Raw genomic sequence first — 16,049 nt, forward strand, 5'->3', positions numbered from 1 at the left:
CATGATTTTACAGGCACTGATATTATTTTAATCTTTTACTATCCTTTTTTATACATTTACAAAAAATTACAGTGGCCGGCAAAAGCTGTAGTTATTTATTTTATCAAACGATTGTTACATGCAGCCTAAATTATTAAGGGAGATAACCCCATTAACCCAAAGCGATTGCTTTACGATGTTTTACAGGGTAAAGTCTGAATTTAATTTTCCTTTGCACTACCACGAAGAGTTTGAATTGAATTTTATTGATAACGCCAAAGGCATTAAACGAATGGTGGGGGATCATATTGATGAGATAGACGACCTGGAACTGGTATTGATAGGCCCCAACCTGCAACACGGCTGGTTTAACCATAAATGCAAGAGCAAAGAATTTACAGAGATCACCATCCAGTTTCACCGTGACCTCTTTGATGAAAAATTTTTACAGCGCAACCAGATGAACCTGATACGTACCATGTTTGAAAAATCTTTACGTGGTATTTTATTTTCCAAAGAAACCATTAAAACACTAAAGCCGAGATTACTGAACCTTACCAAAAAACATGGTTTTGATTCGGTGCTGGAACTGATCTCTATCCTGCATGACCTGTCTACCTCCAGGAATATGAAAACGCTGTCGGATATTTCTTTTAAAAATGCAGAGACCATTACTTATAACAGCCGCAGGGTGGAAAAAATAATGCAGTATCTAAATGTCAACTTCGACAGGAATGTGACGCTGGCAGAAGCCGCAGGCATAGTATCGATGAGTGAAGTAGCTTTCAGCCGTTTTTTTAAAACCCGTACCGGTAAAACATTTATTGATACTTTAAATGAGATCCGCTTAGGCAATGCTTCAAGAATGCTGATCGACAGTACACATGGCATTAATGAGATTGCGTTTAAATGCGGCTTCAATAATATCTCTAATTTCAACAGGATATTTAAGAAGAAAAAAGATTGTACACCAAAGGAGTTCCGGCAGGAGTATAATGCGGAGGGAATACGGTCGTTTATTTAGAGGGAATCGTGAGGCGTGAATGGTGAATGGTGAATTTAAATTTTTAATAATCAACCTGCCTGCCGACAGGCAGGTGTTCAATGGAAAACATGCGTAGAAAATTATTCTTATTTACTGTCTGTAATATTTTTTTAGTGTTGCAGAATTTTGCACAGGGTTTTGAAGTACATATCGATAGCAGCAACAAGACTGATAAAATTCTTTTTGTTGCCGACCACCCGATGATACAATACACCGGCAGAATTGATTTCAGCAATCCGGAATTACCCAGGATGTGGTCGCCGGGTGTGTACCTCAGTATGAAATTTAAAGGCAATGCCATTACTGCGTTTATTAAAGACCAGGAGTTATGGGGTAAAAATCACAATTACCTGGAAATAATTGTTGATGAAGAGAAGAAGCGGATACAAACAACAAGTAAAAACAATTATATCACTATCGCTAAGCTTAGTGAAGGCTCTCATACGCTTACCATTTGCAAGAATACGGAGTCCAATATCGGTTATATAGAATTCGGTGGTGTGTACTGCGATTATTTAGTAAAGCCGCAACCAAAGCCTGCAAGAAAAATTGAATTCATCGGCAACTCCATTACCTGCGGCGCCAGCAGCGATATGAGTGAAATACCCTGTGGCAAAGGCGTGTGGCACGATCAGCATAATGCCTACATGGCTTACGGCCCTGTTACCGCAAGAACACTGGATGCACAATGGCATTTAAGTTCAGTATCGGGCATTGGTTTGATACACAGTTGCTGCAATATGAATATTATAATGCCGCCTGTATTTGATAAAGTTGATATGAGGGGAGATTCCATACCGTGGAATTTTAAAAAATACCAGCCTGATGTGGTCACGGTTTGCTTAGGACAAAATGATGGTATACAGGACTCCGCCACTTTTTGCAAGGCCTATATTGATTTCGTTCACCACCTGAGAGCGCATTACCCCAAAGCAAAAATTGTTTTACTCACCAGCCCGATGGCGGATGAAAAATTAAAAGCCGTTTTAAAAAACCAGATCGATGGAGTAATGAATTTTTTAAATAAAGAAGGCGATAAAAAAATCAGTAAGTTTTTTTTCAGCAGATCGTATAATGGTGGTTGCGATTATCATCCGAGTTTAGAAGAGCACCAGCTTATAGCTGCAGAGCTTACGGCATATTTGAAAAAGTTGATGCGTTGGTGATTTCGTAAATACGCCATAAACTACAGGGCAAAAATACCTTTCATTTATATTCAGCGTCGTTTACCTGACATACATGAAAGGTGAAATCTGAAATAACCCTTCTTTGCATGATAAAATTAATAAATTGCATTTGTGCAACAGGCATTATGTCAATACTATCTGGTATATTTATGAGTTAAGTGCAAGTTAACAGACCCTACAACCGGAGTTTTAGCTCTCACATTTATTTGATACAATGAAATATTTAGACGTAATAAACAATTGCAAAATAAGAATTGAAAATGAGTTTAAAGAATTTGCATTTACGTTAAAAAGTAATGCATTATTTTCTGAACTAAATTCCTACATTTCTTCGAATTCTTTTGTAAATGAATTTCAACTTGTTGACTGTATATTATCATTTTATATTCCTGAGCTTAATAATACCGACCTAGATGGCATAGACTTATCAATAGGATTATTTCAAATTCGGGAAACCAAAAATAAAATAACTAGTTACACTTCAAATATCCAATACGCCAGCAATGGCGATTTAATATTTGACAACTACCTTTACGTATCGTCAGACATTTGTACCACAACTGGAACTTTCATTTTAAAAAATAATGACCACGAGATAATGTTTAGTGATGTTAATTCTTTTGAAAAGGAATTGACGAAAGCTATTGACTGTATATTTATAAGTTTCAAATCAAACGTCGAATTAATGAGTTCAAAAATATCGGACATAAGAAAACGCACTTGACATGAACTGTGTAAAAGCTTCATCTTTTTTATTCACTACCGAACCGAGCATTTGTTCTTAACTGTATCAATAATACTAATTGCTCCTATAAGTTGTACCTCAGTTACTGCAACAGCACCACAACATCTTTCATCCTTTCAACAGGTAATACTTTTATAGTAATCACTTTCCCATTTTTCACTTCCGCTTCTACTGTGGTATTGTATGGTGCATTCAATTTAAAATGCACATCAATATTTTTGGGCCATGCAGGAAACAGCATTATTTTTTTATCATCCACCTGCAACAACATTTCCTGCAGGCCAATCATACCACTGCCGCCCCAGTTATGATCGGGCACCCAATCAAAACCCGGGCCCCAGAATGCAGGAAAACGCCGCCCTGAATTTTGTAGTTTCTTCGATGTAAGGTCCCATGCTTCATCAGCTAAACCTAATCTTGCAGCAAAAATATTATCCTGTTTCCAGCCGATATGGCTTTTAAATTTTACCACGTTGGTATCATACCTGTATGTGTTTAAAGCGGTATCCAATCCGGGTTTACCCACCCCATAAATTCCCCATGGAAATAAAGTGTACAATTGCGGCGACTCTGTATTGTTGATACGTTCCCATGATTTTGCAGGCGCAATGGTGGTGTGCCCATTAACATACTGATAATTGATATCGGGGATTCTTGCTAATAACCCAACAAGATTTTTTATTCTCTTTGGAAGTGTTGTATCTATATTATGCCCTTCAAGTTTACTTATCATCAGATCAAGTGTTCGCTGCCCTACTGTTTTCATTGCCGCAATAGTGCTGGTAGAATTATTTGCCATCTTAAAAGTCTCCGCACCACTGCCGGGATACAACACTAACTTTCCGTCACCATCCAATGCTTTACTCCCTCTTTGCTTTGCTAAGTATTGATAATGCTCATCAAAAAATTGTAAACAACTTTCTATAAATGGAATTTTATCACTGATATCCTTACCGGTGTATTCATTTTCTTCCAGCATCATTAAACAAAATTCAAACACGGTATCCCATTCATATTCTAACCAGGCGTTGTATTCCATTCCTTTATCATAACCGTCCGGACGTTTTTGCCCGTACTCCGCAAAATCGGGCAAACCGTAATTTTCCATTTGCTCTGTAAAGCAGGCACCGTCATGGTTCCAGTATACTTTGCTACGCAGTGCTGCATTTTTTAAAAGGCGTAAGTAAAAATTCAATTGCGGTTGCAACAGATCCCAATCGCCGTTTTTTATCATCGGGAAATATACCAGCCTTTGATTTTGTGCCGTGTGTAATCCACCGCCCCAGTTGCGGTAATCGGGAGTTAATTTATTAGAGGTATCAGTAAATACCGGATCAACAGTTAATAAACCACCATTGAATTTTGTAGGCCATTCGCCATGTGCATTTAAAGCCAGCATGTAACGGAAGAGTTGAAAATTTCTTCCCACCTGCCATGCTTTGCCTGCAGTATCAGCAGTATTAATAGCAATAAAACTCCTGTTCCAGAATTGCTGCCACCACAATTGCGATTTTGCAGCTGCGGATTTTGCATTTGCTCTTGTTACAATTTGTATAGAATCCAAAGCACGCTTCCAGTTATCAATATCGTTTACCTGTTCGTTATGCAAATACAAACAGAGTGTATGTACTTTAGCGGCAGTATTAGTTTTTAATTTCCAGCCTTTATAATCTGTATTTACATATTCGCCCTGGCAGGTTCCGGCAGGTACAAAATTTTTACCGCTGAATGCACCACCAAATACCAATCTTTTTAATGGATTGTATAATTGCTCTTTCACCGCATCCATTCCCTGTTGTGCAACTGTAGCATCAAAAATTGTTTCTGCCATATTATGATGATAGAACAGCACTTCATTACCGTTAAAATCAATCACATCCTTTTTGTACACATTATTTTTAGGAGCCGCCCACTTCCAGGAGTTGGCAAAGTTTTCTCTTGACTTTACAATCCTGTCCTGGTAGCGCCAGCTTTCGTAAGTCGCTTCCACATTTATTTTTTTGCTGGCAGCAATGTCAACATGCGCAACCGGGCTATACACATCGGCCCATATTTTTATCGTTGCTTTTATGGCATTATTTTCTCCTTCAATTGTTACATAGCCTTCCTGCAAATGCAATTCCTGTTTAAATATTTTTCCTTCAAAAACGTTGGGTGATAATTGTATTCTTATCCTGCCCGTTTTCATCAAAGCATTGTTCTCATCAAAGTTGCCGCTCTTTGCCACGTAGATCAATACATCGCCATTCTCCACCCAAACATTCATACCAATATCACCACCGCCGCAGGGCATCGATTCTGATGAATTTTTGCTTTGCGTATTCCAGATTATATTGTAGTGGCTGTTATGTATCTGTGCATACAGCCGGATGCCACAAAAAAACAGTAAGAAGAAAAGAATATTTTTTTTAATCATTTTAGATAAAGGTAAAAGCGCTTTGTAAAATCAGGTCCTGTTTCTGTAAAATAATCCGTGACAAACTATTCGCTCTTTTTCATGGCCCTGTATTTTTTGGGCGATACCCCAATGATGGTCTTAAATCTTTTTGAAAAATAATAAGGATCATCAAAGCCCATCCCGAAAGCAATTATTTTAATAGAATCATTGGTAAAATCCAGTTGCTGGCAGGCTTTCTGCATTTTCATTTGTAAAAAATAATCTATCGGCGCATAACCCGTTTTTTGTTTGAACAGGTTAGAAAATCTTGATACGGAATAATTGTATTGTTTACTCAGGTCATTCAAAGAAATATTTTCGTCCAGGTGCTGCTGCATAAAAAGTATCGCACTGTCTACGCAATCCGGTTTTTCTGCTTCAATACTTTCGTTGTGCCTGGCATTGTAAATAAACAAGGTAAGAAAATGCGTCAGGCACATATTGGCAAACAATAAATTATCAATACTGTACCCTAGCTGTAAGGCCTTATATATTTTGGTGAAGATGGAAATAGTTTCTGCATTGTTCTTGATATGAAAAGGCTTGAAATGTTTTTGCACCGCAAAAGTTTCATTCAATGCCGGCAATGCGTCGCCGCCAAAATGTATCCAGTAAATGCTCCAGGGATGATCGGGATCGTTACCGTAAGCATGTTCTTTATTTTGCGGCAAGATGAAAAATTCATTCGGCCCTACTTCATAGCGCTGGTCTTCTATCTGGTACCATCCATGCCCGTCCACACAATAAAAAATAAAATTTTCCGGCAATCCTTTTTTGCGGTACGTATAATGTTCTTTTGCTTTGGGATAATGGCCGATGGAACAAATATGCAGGTGTTTCAGCAGCAGGTTATTCTGCACCCTCGATTTTAAAATGGTCCTGGGAATTTCTATCCGCTGGCGGCCCAGGCCATACCATATATTTTTGTGTGAACCTTCTTTATTGTCTTTAACGTCTTTCATAAACTCAAAACAACCTGTTTGAACATGAAATTTACATAAATATTTCGTCACCTGCACCAGCAATCTGTTCTATGGCAAAATAACAGTACCAGACAGTAATAAAAAGCTTTTGCTCTATATTCGTTCTTATAAATAATAACTGATGATTGCTTTTAAAAAACGCCTTAAAACGGGCATTACCCTGTTGCTTTTACTGCTTCCCGGTTTTCTTTTGGCCACGGTACAACTACCTTCTTTTTTCAGCGACGGCATGGTGTTACAGCAACAAACCAATGCATCCATCTGGGGCCGGGCTAAAGCAGGGGCCCTGGTTAAAGTAACTACTTCATGGAATAAAAAAACTTATTTCAACGTTGCAGATGAGGAAGGCAAATGGACTGTAAAAGTAGCCACACCTGTTGCAGGCGGGCCTTATTCCATTATTGTTTCAGACGGAGACCCGGTAACCATAAAAAATATTTTAATTGGTGAAGTGTGGTTGTGCAGCGGGCAAAGCAATATGGAAATGCCGATGAAAGGTTTTAAAGACCAGCCGGTGACCGGCAGCAATGATGCGGTATTTAATGCCGCCAATGAACAAATAAGAATTTATACGGTGCCCCGTGCCGTAGAAAGGTTTACAAAAGATACCAGTAAAACATCTGCCTGGAAAAATGCCACCTCCGAAAACATCAGCAACTTTTCTGCTGTGGCGTATTATTTCGGACGATTATTGCAACAACAATTAAAAATACCCGTGGCATTAATTAATGACAGTTACAGCGGTTCACCTGCCGAAGCCTTCATGAGTGCGGAATCACTGAAAGCATTCCCCGAAATTGTTGTTCCATCTGCAACAGGTACAGAAAAGTTAAGCAATAAAAATGCCACTACTTTATACAATGGTATGATCCATCCTTTGGCGGGTTATACCATTAAAGGTTGCATCTGGTACCAGGGCGAAAGCAATTATGATCGTCCTGATCAATATGAAAAATTATTTCCTGCGATGGTGCAGTTGTGGCGCAACGAATGGGCGCAAGGTAATTTTCCTTTTTACTTTGCACAGATAGCGCCATTTGCCTACAGCAGTTTACCTGCAGGCAACAGAAATGAAAAACTAAATTCTGCATACCTGCGTGATGCACAAAGAAAATCTGCAGCCTCCATTCCCAATAGCGGCATGGTGGTATTGCTGGATGCAGGTGATGAAAAAACTATCCATCCCTTTAATAAAGAAGTTGCAGGTAAACGTTTTGCGTATTTAGCTTTAGGCGATACGTATGCCTATAAAGGTTTTGCGTATCAAAGTCCGTTGTATGATTCTTTATTGATAAGCGGAAATATTGCTACTGTAAAATTTAAAAATGCCCCCAATGGTTTAACCAGTTTTACCAAACCCATTACACAATTTGAAATTGCCGGTGCTGATAAAACTTTTTATCCGGCACAAGCCATAATTGCAAAAGGGATGATACAGGTATCATCGCCACAGGTAGCAACGCCTGTTGCAGTGCGCTATGCTTTTAAAGATTTTGTGGTGGGAGAATTGTTTAGTGTGGAAGGGTACCCGGTTTCTTCTTTTAGAACTGATGATTGGTGAGGTATGTATTCCTGGTGAATTATTCCCTTCTTGAATTGCATCTTCTCTGCATTACGCCGTCCCTTTAGGACGACGAAGAGATATAACATAATAACAGGCTTTAGCCAGGTTGCTGGTTTGGGCTAAAGCCCTGAAAGACATCAATATTTTTTACCCCTGCCTTAAAAGGCAGGACAATTCATCAAAGACAGAAATAATAATCATCGTAGAATAATTTTCACATCACCAATTAATCCGGCAGGCAACAAAGGTTTATCTTTTAACCGGAATGGCGCTGTTGTAAAAGTTATTCTTTTTTCAACAGGCAATAAATTATCACCGATCAAACGGTTATGCCATGTATTGGTAACAGCTATCTCAATTTTATTTTCGCCTTGTTTTAATGCTTTTGTTATGTCAAGCAGGTAGGGCTGAGTCCATAAAGTACCGCAGTTAATGCCGTTAATTTTTATTGTTGCAATATTAAAGATGCTGTCGAGTTGAATATAAGCCCGTTTTGCCTGCGCTAATTTTTTTATGAAAAAGATATTCAGATATACACCGGTGCCTGAATAATATTTTACCTGATCATTGGCATTTTGCGCCCAACTGTTCAACTCATCAAAAATTACCGGCCCCTCTACTCCGCCAAATTTCTTATCAAAAACAACCGACCACCTATAGGGGAAAGAAATATCTTCCTGAACCAACGATGGCCTTAATTTTTCAGGGTACTTTGTGGTACTTTTTTTAAATACTACAAAATACGATTCTGAAGGTGCCAGGCTTAGCAATATTGTACGATCTTTTGACGTTTCCATACACCGCACTATTTCTCCATTAACCGGATTCCAGATTTCTGCCATTTTATTTGTATTTCTAAAAATCAACTCCACATTTTCTTTGCTGCCTTTCTGGTTGGCAATAAAATAAACATCATCATCACCAACCTTCCTGTGCGTCCATGCAATAGAGTGATTGTTATTCAATATTTCCACATCTTTTTGCAAGCCCAATGTTACAAATGAAGGTGATTCAAACGGAGTAAAAATAATTTTACCCTTTACACTTGCTTCATCTTGCAATTGCAATACTCCCATTATCATTTTAATGCTATACACGTCATCTTTTAATCCGATGCCATCCAGGTACTCTTTACTCATTATTATTTTAGCGCCATCCTTTACCAATTGCATTATTTTTTTTAAGGCGGATAAGGAGATCAAAGTATTATTCGGTTGCATCGGGTGTTTACCAGGAAAGATCAACACCCCATAACTTGCACCACCCGGCAATACCACTCTCCCATCCTTCACCTTCATCATCATTAATGCATCAGGATTAAAAGAATCATACGCATAGCCATTTAATGGGTCTATCCAGTTTTCAGGATCAGCCATATTTGCGGAATGCGAAACCCCATCAGGAATCTGGCGCATAGGTTGTCCGATATTCTCCAAACGTTTCTTTTCTGCCGCCACTTTTTCTGCTCCAAAAATTCCGGGCAATGTATTGACCAACCTATCGGGTAAGATTGAACGCCGTGGTACTTCTTCTCCTGTAAATACTGCTATATCAACAACGGGTTTTCCCATTTGCAATAATGCACTGCATCTTGTTAAATAATCGATCCATGCTTTGCTTTGTTTAAACCAGGTCTGGTCTCTTTGAAAATACAGGCCCACGCCATCTAATGTCATGCCCGGTTTTTTATCCATCCAGGGATTGTGTGCAAACACATGCAATACCATTTTGTTAATACCCAATGCAAAATTTCTATCGCCAATGGCTTTTAAATTACCCGGATGTTCGCCCCAGTTCATCCTTACCGAAGTAAATGATTCTGCACCGATAATATTTTTGCCGTAAATATGTGCGCCACTGATGGCGTCCAGCATATCATTAGGCTTATCATGCGTAGGGCTGTTCAACCAGAATTCCCCCATGGGCAGGTCAACATTTTTGTAATGCAGCAAACCATCACTTACCATTGTTGGAGCAACAGACTCTGCACTAAAGCTGCAACCTTTTTCATGTGCCAGTTTCTTCAAGGTAGCATAAAAAACATCATTCACTAATTCAGCAACGGTTTCTCTTACATCATGCAATACTTTTTCAGAAGTGCCGGCATCAGTAACAGGCACACCCGTCATCACTAACAGGTAAGGCATAAGATCATAGCCCCTTCTTTTTTTAAATTCCGTTTTAAAATTATCGCTCCAGTTCTGGCTGCCACACTCCCAGCTATCCACATGAAAAACTTTCAGTACTTCTTTGGCAAGCTTTGCATCTGTATTGCGGAATGCTTTTGCAAACCAGTTATCAAATTGCAATTTGATTGCTCTTATATTAAATTTATCACACTCCAATCCGGCTCCTGCTCCACCCGTTGCGTTGGTATGTCCGGTGGATGTATGGCCGACCCTTACAATTATCCACTGCCCTGAAGGTGGCGACCAATCAAGATTTCCCTGTCTATCCATTTTAGAAGACAGGTCAATAATATTTTTTAAAGGAATAGCTGCACTTGCAGGCACCTGTTCTTCAGTTGTGTTTTCACTCACTCTCCATACCGATCCGTTCTTGCTTTCAAACTGGTTGATAACCGGTTCTCCGGATAAATAAATACCCGTTACCTTAAATGATGGTTTCCATTTGGCTGCGTCCAGGTCTTCGGCGCCGGGTTCGCTGCCCGCCTTATTGTATACAAAGCGAAAATATTTTGCTGTGGTTGCAGGAACAGCGCTCGTAACATCTTCATCCGTATCTTGCCAGCCATGGCGTGGTGGTTGTAATTGTGTGATGGTTTTAAAATGAATACCATCGTCACTTGATTGCACAACCAATCTTTGTGCTTCATAATTATTACCACTGGTATGAATAGTTATTGAGCTACAGGTGAATGGTTGTTCGTACTGGTATTGTATCCAGCAGGCTGTATCGCTTTTAAAACTTTGCTTATTATTTGTATCAGCAGCAAATAAAAATTGCGGTGCAGTTCCGTTGCTTGCAGTTACAACCGGAACCATTTGCTTTTCAATAAAAATATTTGATAAATTCGCCTGATAAGCAAACACAGCCACATCTTTATAATATCCTGCATTGCTTTCAGGTTCTGCTAATTTTATTTTTTGTGTTGCAGATGAAATATATGTTTTACTCCATGTTAATTTTTGCATTGATAATTCAGGAGTGATCCACGGCCCGCCTGCCAATGCAAAGCCATCACTTACATGCATGGCCAGTTTCAGTTTCAACCGTTTGGCTTCCTGCATGGCAAATTTTACCATGCCCCACCATTCGGGTGTTAACTGTCTCACTGTGGGTTGAAATGGAATAGAAGATAAAGTATCCTGTATCGGCATCAGGTAAGCACCGCCAATACCCACTTGCTTCATGGCTTCCAGGTCTGCAGTGATGCCGGCTTTAGACACTGCGGCATGCATCCAGTACCAGAATACCCAGGGCTTTGCTGATTCGGGTGGATGAAGAAAAGTTTGTTCTATTGAAACAGTATTTTTTTCTTGTGCATTACTATGCTGCGGTATAGATACCATACAACAAATCACCAATAATATTTTTATCCTTCTACCCATTTATAATACGCAATACTTTATTTATTTTATAACCCTTATTCACTTTACAAACTCAACATTACTTTTCCCTTTATCAACCGAAGTAGCCACCGCAATACCCCTGTGGTCTTTTGCATCTACCGCACAATAAAAATGATACACCACGCCTTTATATTTTACCACAAAACTTTTGTGTGCATATTTTGCATCGTAAGGCTCAGAAGATTTAACCAGGTCTTCGCCGTTCCAGTCGGTCCAATGCACTAAATCATAGCTGCAGGCAAAACGATTGAAAGTTTCATTTTTCCTGCCTTCCCAGAAAGCGCCAAAATAAAACATTACCCACACATCGCCTATTTTCTGAATTACACCATCGCCGGTAATACCAATTTTATGATGCACCACAGGATCTGCCTGGTACCGTTGCCAGTTGATCATATCATCACTAACGGCCATGCCTATCCTTTCAAACCAACGCCATTTGGGCGTATTATTGCTGGTATCTCCGTTGGCATTGTAGTACATTACAAACGGGTGCCCCAGTGTTTTTTGTTTATCCCAGATAATGCTGCTCTTAAATAATTTTTTATTCTCCCACCAGCGCACATCAATATCACTCACCGATAAAACAGGATCGCCAAAAGGTTTCCATAAATGCGCTTTGGTAATGTCTTTATCCGTACTGGCCACACCAATACTCAGCTTACCACTTTCGTACCCCTTTTCTTTACCGCCAATAAAACTCATCCAGTATTTGTGATTGTATTGTTGCAATTGGTAACTGCCGCCGAATTTTTCATCCTGCAATGCAATGTACCCGGCCTTTTGATTGGCATCCCAGTTGGTGGCATCCACATTTGACGTATCACCAAAGCTTAATATTTTCCCCAGTGTTTTCCATTGCAGCAGGTCACTGCTTTTTGCCAGCCAGGTTTCATATCCCCTGCCATCAAACAGGATATAAGTCATATACCAGTTTTTTCCTTTTCGAAAAACAGAAGGGCAATCAATTTTTTTTGCTGCATCCGTGGGTGCTACCACAAGCCCATATTTAAAAGGCGTTTTTACCTGGTCATAAATCTGCTGCATTATATTTTGCGGCACTTGTGATTGAACCACAAAGACACTAAGAACAAAAAGGAGCACAAAGAAAACCTTCGTGTAACTTCCTGTCTTTGTGCCTCCGTGGTTCAACTTAAAATTTGATTTTTTTAGCTGTTTCACCGGCTTGTTTTGCTTTATTGTTATAAGGTAATATATAAAAACTATAGTGATAATCTTTTGCAGGAACCTGGTATTTCTCCAATGGTGCGGCTACATCGCTCCAGCTGTCATTACCACCAACCCCCATTTGAATCAGATCAATATTCAAAGTGATGAAGCCGGCATCTTTTAATTTGTTGGTATGTTTTGCATTCTGAATAGTCTCTTCGGTATAAGGCCATGCACTCATGCTTAATAAACTATCTGCAACGATCAACAATCCGTTTTTTTGTTTATTGGATAAAAACATCCAGCGTACATCGGTTCGGTTGCCATTCTCCTGCGGTACTACATAATTCTCCATGAACTGGCTGAGAGGTAATGTATATACACCATCATCTGCTCCATAATTTTTATCAATATAATTTTCCATCGGCCCCTTACCAAACCATTCAATATTATCGTAGCTTCTTTCAATACCCATTTGCATGCCCACTTTGGGCAGGTTCGGTAAACCTGGCTTTACATGTAAGGTGTAGTCCAGTTTGATAACGCCGGCATCAGTAATAGTGTACATTACATTTACGGCAGCACTATCATTGATCAGAGAAAAAACTGTACTGACAGTCAATGTGCCATTCCCATTTTTCGTAACGGTCATCGCTCCTGCCTTCAGTGTGGCTGTATACCATTGCTGCAATTTACGTTGCGCTTTCCAGCCACGTTTATCATTATCAGTTAAAGGACGTGTAAAGTGTGGCAACAGTACCTGTTGTATTTGTTCTGCTCCTTTATATGTATAAGAACTTAAGCCTCCGCCATCAAGCGTACTGAAGAACAAAGAAAAATTATTGCCTTTTATGGTGACTCCATTCAGGCCTTGCTGGTAAGACAAAGTTGATTTACGGGCAGGAACTGCTACATATTTTTTTTCTTTTTGCAGCTGAAACTGATCTGATGCAATAGTAAAATTTTCACCGGCCCAGCTTTCATCCTTCTTTAAATGAAAACTGATATTGGCATGATAGGCTGCATCGGCTTTCATATCAGCGATGTCTTCTGTAATGGCTATTACGGTATCTTTTCCCGGTGCAATGGCAATGGCTGGAAGATCTTTTACAAGAACAGGAACGCCATCCTTTTTAATTACTAAAACGGCATTATATGCATCGGTATTTTTTACAGCGCCACGGTTAGTTATTTTTATCAACCCTTTTTTTGCATCCAGCAGCTCACAGGTTATCGGCTGAAAAACTCTTTTACATTCATTCATCACACCCTTTGGTGTACCATCAGCATTTACAATTCCCTTAATGGTAAAATTGTCAAAATATTTTTCACCAAAATCGCCACCATATGCATAATATTTTACGCCGGCAGAATCCGTTTTTAATAATGCCTGGTCTTTAAACTCCCAGATACAACCGCCAATGATGCGTTTGGTATTTCTCCATTGATCCCAGAAGTCTTTGATATTGCCGCCGCTGTTGCCCATGGCATGCGCATACTCACAAAAGAAAATGGGACGATGATCGCCATTGGGCTGATTGGCCAATAGCGGTGCTGTGTACATGGCAGGATACATCCGGCTGATCATGTCAACATAATACTGATCCAATGGATTTTGTATACGGTGCGAATGGTCATTACTTTTTAAATACGCCGGATCAGAAGGATCGATATACCCTGCTTCCCTAGGGCTGCCCATAGCAGGCTCATAATGCAAAGGACGGGTGATATCAAAATCGTGGATCCAACCCGCCATCGCTGCATGATTGGGACCACTGCCGGCTTCGTTTCCCAAACTCCAGAAAATAATTGACGCATGATTTTTATCACGCAATGCCATGCGGCTTATCCTGTCGATATAGGCACCCGTCCAGTTGGATTCATGATCTAATTTACCCCCCAGGCCATGCGTTTCTAAATTGGCTTCGTCAATTACCATGATGCCAAACTCATCGCATAGATCTAACAAATAGGGGTCGGCCGGGTAATGACTCAAGCGGATACAATTGAAATTATATTGTTTGATAGTGGTGACATCTCTTAAAATAATTTCCCTGGTTAATGCTTTACCAAATACCGGATCATGATCGGGACGATTAACACCATATAAATAAGTGAGCTTTCCATTAATGAGCAACTTACTGTCTTCCTTCCTGAATTCAATAGAACGAAAACCGAGTTGGCATGTTTTTACTTCAAGAATATTTCCTGCGCTATCTTCTAAGCTCAATACCAGTTTATATAAGTTCGGTTCTTCGGTACTCCATTTTTTGGGATTGGAAATTTTTGTTTCGAGCAAACCAAATTTCACCTGGTCTAAACGGGGATGAATTTCATTGATGATCTCATCGATTGATCTTTCCAAAGGCGCAGCTAAAACAGGCCGGTCATTGGCATCATACAATTGCGCTTTTACTTTATATCCCGGTATTGCTGCGCCGGTTAAATTTTCTACCCGTGGACGAATGCTCAGCACTGCATCTTTATAATCCTTATCTAATTTAGTTTGATAAAAGAAATCTGCGATCCGCAATTTTGGTTCCGCCATTAAATATACTTCTCTATGAATGCCACTCATACGCCATCCATCCTGGTCTTCTAAAAAACTACCGTCGCACCAACGGATCACCCAAACAGAAATTATATTTTCTCCATCTTTTAAATAAGCAGTAATATTAAATTCGCTGGACATAAAACTGTCTTCTGCATAACCCAGGAATTTTCCATTCACCCACACTTTGTATGCTGAACTTACACCACCAAAATGCAGCGTTACATTTTTATTTTTCCAATCTGCAGGAATAGTAAACGATCTTTGATAACAACCCACGCCATTATAATCCTTTGGTACATGCGGCGGATTTACAGGACGAAACGGATATACCGCACTTTTATAAATGGGTTTATCATAACCCCGCATTTCCCAATTGGAGGGCACGGTTATTTTTTTCCAGCCACTCACTTTTGACCTGTAAAAATCCTGTGGCTCATCACCGGGTTTTAATGCAAAAGAAAAATCCCACTCGCCGTTTAATGACAAATAGCGTCCGCTTTTCTCCCGGTCATTTTTTAATGCGTCATTAATTGTTGCATAAGAATAAGCTGTTGCTCTTGATGCATCCCTGTTAATGCCATTGATCAATGGATCTTCATAAGGCTCTGTATTGTAAATTGATGGTGCATTAGGAATGGCAGCAGGAGTTTTATCAACGAGCTGCGCTTTTACTTGAACCACAAAGACACTAAGAACACAAAGTAACACAAAGGATTTTCTTAGTGCCCCTTCGTGACTTTGCGTCTTTGTGGTTGCTATTTTATTTTTCTTCATTTTTTTTAAAGCATTTTC

General features: G+C 39.5%; 9 protein-coding genes. 4 read left to right on the forward strand and 5 right to left on the reverse strand.

What is annotated here, in order from left to right; genetic code table 11:
• The first annotated feature begins 118 nt into the window (after positions 1–118).
• From ACYVM0_RS13415 to ACYVM0_RS13425, 3 genes are all read left to right on the forward strand, one after another.
• Positions 119–1,003 (forward strand): AraC family transcriptional regulator, encoded by an 885-nt coding sequence (locus ACYVM0_RS13415; RefSeq protein WP_460557846.1) that lies wholly within the window; start codon positions 119–121, stop codon positions 1,001–1,003.
• 89 nt (positions 1,004–1,092) lie between these two features.
• Positions 1,093–2,190 (forward strand): SGNH/GDSL hydrolase family protein, encoded by a 1,098-nt coding sequence (locus ACYVM0_RS13420; RefSeq protein WP_460557847.1) that lies wholly within the window; start codon positions 1,093–1,095, stop codon positions 2,188–2,190.
• 235 nt (positions 2,191–2,425) lie between these two features.
• Complete coding sequence (locus ACYVM0_RS13425; RefSeq protein WP_460557848.1) at positions 2,426–2,935, forward strand: hypothetical protein; 510 nt, start codon at positions 2,426–2,428, stop codon at positions 2,933–2,935.
• A 103-nt stretch (positions 2,936–3,038) separates the two neighbouring features.
• Here ACYVM0_RS13425 and ACYVM0_RS13430 read toward each other — a convergent pair whose 3' ends face one another.
• Both ACYVM0_RS13430 and ACYVM0_RS13435 read right to left on the reverse strand, forming a co-directional pair.
• Complete coding sequence (locus tag ACYVM0_RS13430) at positions 3,039–5,372, reverse strand: DUF5703 domain-containing protein (RefSeq protein WP_460557849.1); 2,334 nt, start codon at positions 5,370–5,372, stop codon at positions 3,039–3,041.
• Between the two features lie 65 nt (positions 5,373–5,437).
• Complete coding sequence (locus ACYVM0_RS13435) at positions 5,438–6,355, reverse strand: AraC family transcriptional regulator (protein ID WP_460557850.1); 918 nt, start codon at positions 6,353–6,355, stop codon at positions 5,438–5,440.
• A 142-nt stretch (positions 6,356–6,497) separates the two neighbouring features.
• Here ACYVM0_RS13435 and ACYVM0_RS13440 point away from each other — a divergent pair, with 142 nt between their 5' ends.
• Positions 6,498–7,937 (forward strand): sialate O-acetylesterase family protein, encoded by a 1,440-nt coding sequence (locus ACYVM0_RS13440; RefSeq protein ID WP_460557851.1) that lies wholly within the window; start codon positions 6,498–6,500, stop codon positions 7,935–7,937.
• 200 nt (positions 7,938–8,137) lie between these two features.
• Here the strand turns inward: ACYVM0_RS13440 and ACYVM0_RS13445 are convergent, their stop codons facing one another.
• The 3 genes from ACYVM0_RS13445 to ACYVM0_RS13455 all read right to left on the reverse strand — a co-directional run bounded on the left by ACYVM0_RS13445 (position 8,138) and on the right by ACYVM0_RS13455 (position 16,031).
• The gene (locus tag ACYVM0_RS13445) at positions 8,138–11,512 is read right to left on the reverse strand and encodes a glycosyl hydrolase (protein WP_460557852.1); all 3,375 of its coding nucleotides are present in this window, start codon (positions 11,510–11,512) and stop codon (positions 8,138–8,140) included.
• Positions 11,513–11,551: 39 nt separating this feature from the next.
• Positions 11,552–12,580 carry a glycoside hydrolase family protein gene (locus ACYVM0_RS13450; RefSeq protein WP_460557853.1) on the reverse strand — a complete coding sequence of 343 codons (1,029 nt, stop codon included), beginning with the start codon at positions 12,578–12,580 and terminating at the stop codon, positions 11,552–11,554.
• Between the two features lie 106 nt (positions 12,581–12,686).
• Positions 12,687–16,031 carry a glycoside hydrolase family 2 TIM barrel-domain containing protein gene (locus ACYVM0_RS13455; protein ID WP_460557854.1) on the reverse strand — a complete coding sequence of 1,115 codons (3,345 nt, stop codon included), beginning with the start codon at positions 16,029–16,031 and terminating at the stop codon, positions 12,687–12,689.
• Positions 16,032–16,049 lie beyond the last annotated feature (18 nt).

The organism is Ferruginibacter profundus (assembly GCF_054783275.1).

Excerpts from the sequence above, each read along its gene's own strand:
- ACYVM0_RS13455 (WP_460557854.1), bottom strand. The coding sequence starts at position 16,031 with ATGAAGAAAAATAAAATAGCAACCACAAAGACGCAAAGTCACGAAGGG.
- ACYVM0_RS13440 (WP_460557851.1), top strand. The coding sequence starts at position 6,498 with ATGATTGCTTTTAAAAAACGCCTTAAAACGGGCATTACCCTGTTGCTT.
- ACYVM0_RS13425 (WP_460557848.1), top strand. The coding sequence starts at position 2,426 with ATGAAATATTTAGACGTAATAAACAATTGCAAAATAAGAATTGAAAAT.
- ACYVM0_RS13435 (WP_460557850.1), bottom strand. The coding sequence starts at position 6,355 with ATGAAAGACGTTAAAGACAATAAAGAAGGTTCACACAAAAATATATGG.
- ACYVM0_RS13445 (WP_460557852.1), bottom strand. The coding sequence starts at position 11,512 with ATGGGTAGAAGGATAAAAATATTATTGGTGATTTGTTGTATGGTATCT.
- ACYVM0_RS13450 (WP_460557853.1), bottom strand. The coding sequence starts at position 12,580 with ATGCAGCAGATTTATGACCAGGTAAAAACGCCTTTTAAATATGGGCTT.
- ACYVM0_RS13420 (WP_460557847.1), top strand. The coding sequence starts at position 1,093 with ATGCGTAGAAAATTATTCTTATTTACTGTCTGTAATATTTTTTTAGTG.
- ACYVM0_RS13430 (WP_460557849.1), bottom strand. The coding sequence starts at position 5,372 with ATGATTAAAAAAAATATTCTTTTCTTCTTACTGTTTTTTTGTGGCATC.
- ACYVM0_RS13415 (WP_460557846.1), top strand. The coding sequence starts at position 119 with ATGCAGCCTAAATTATTAAGGGAGATAACCCCATTAACCCAAAGCGAT.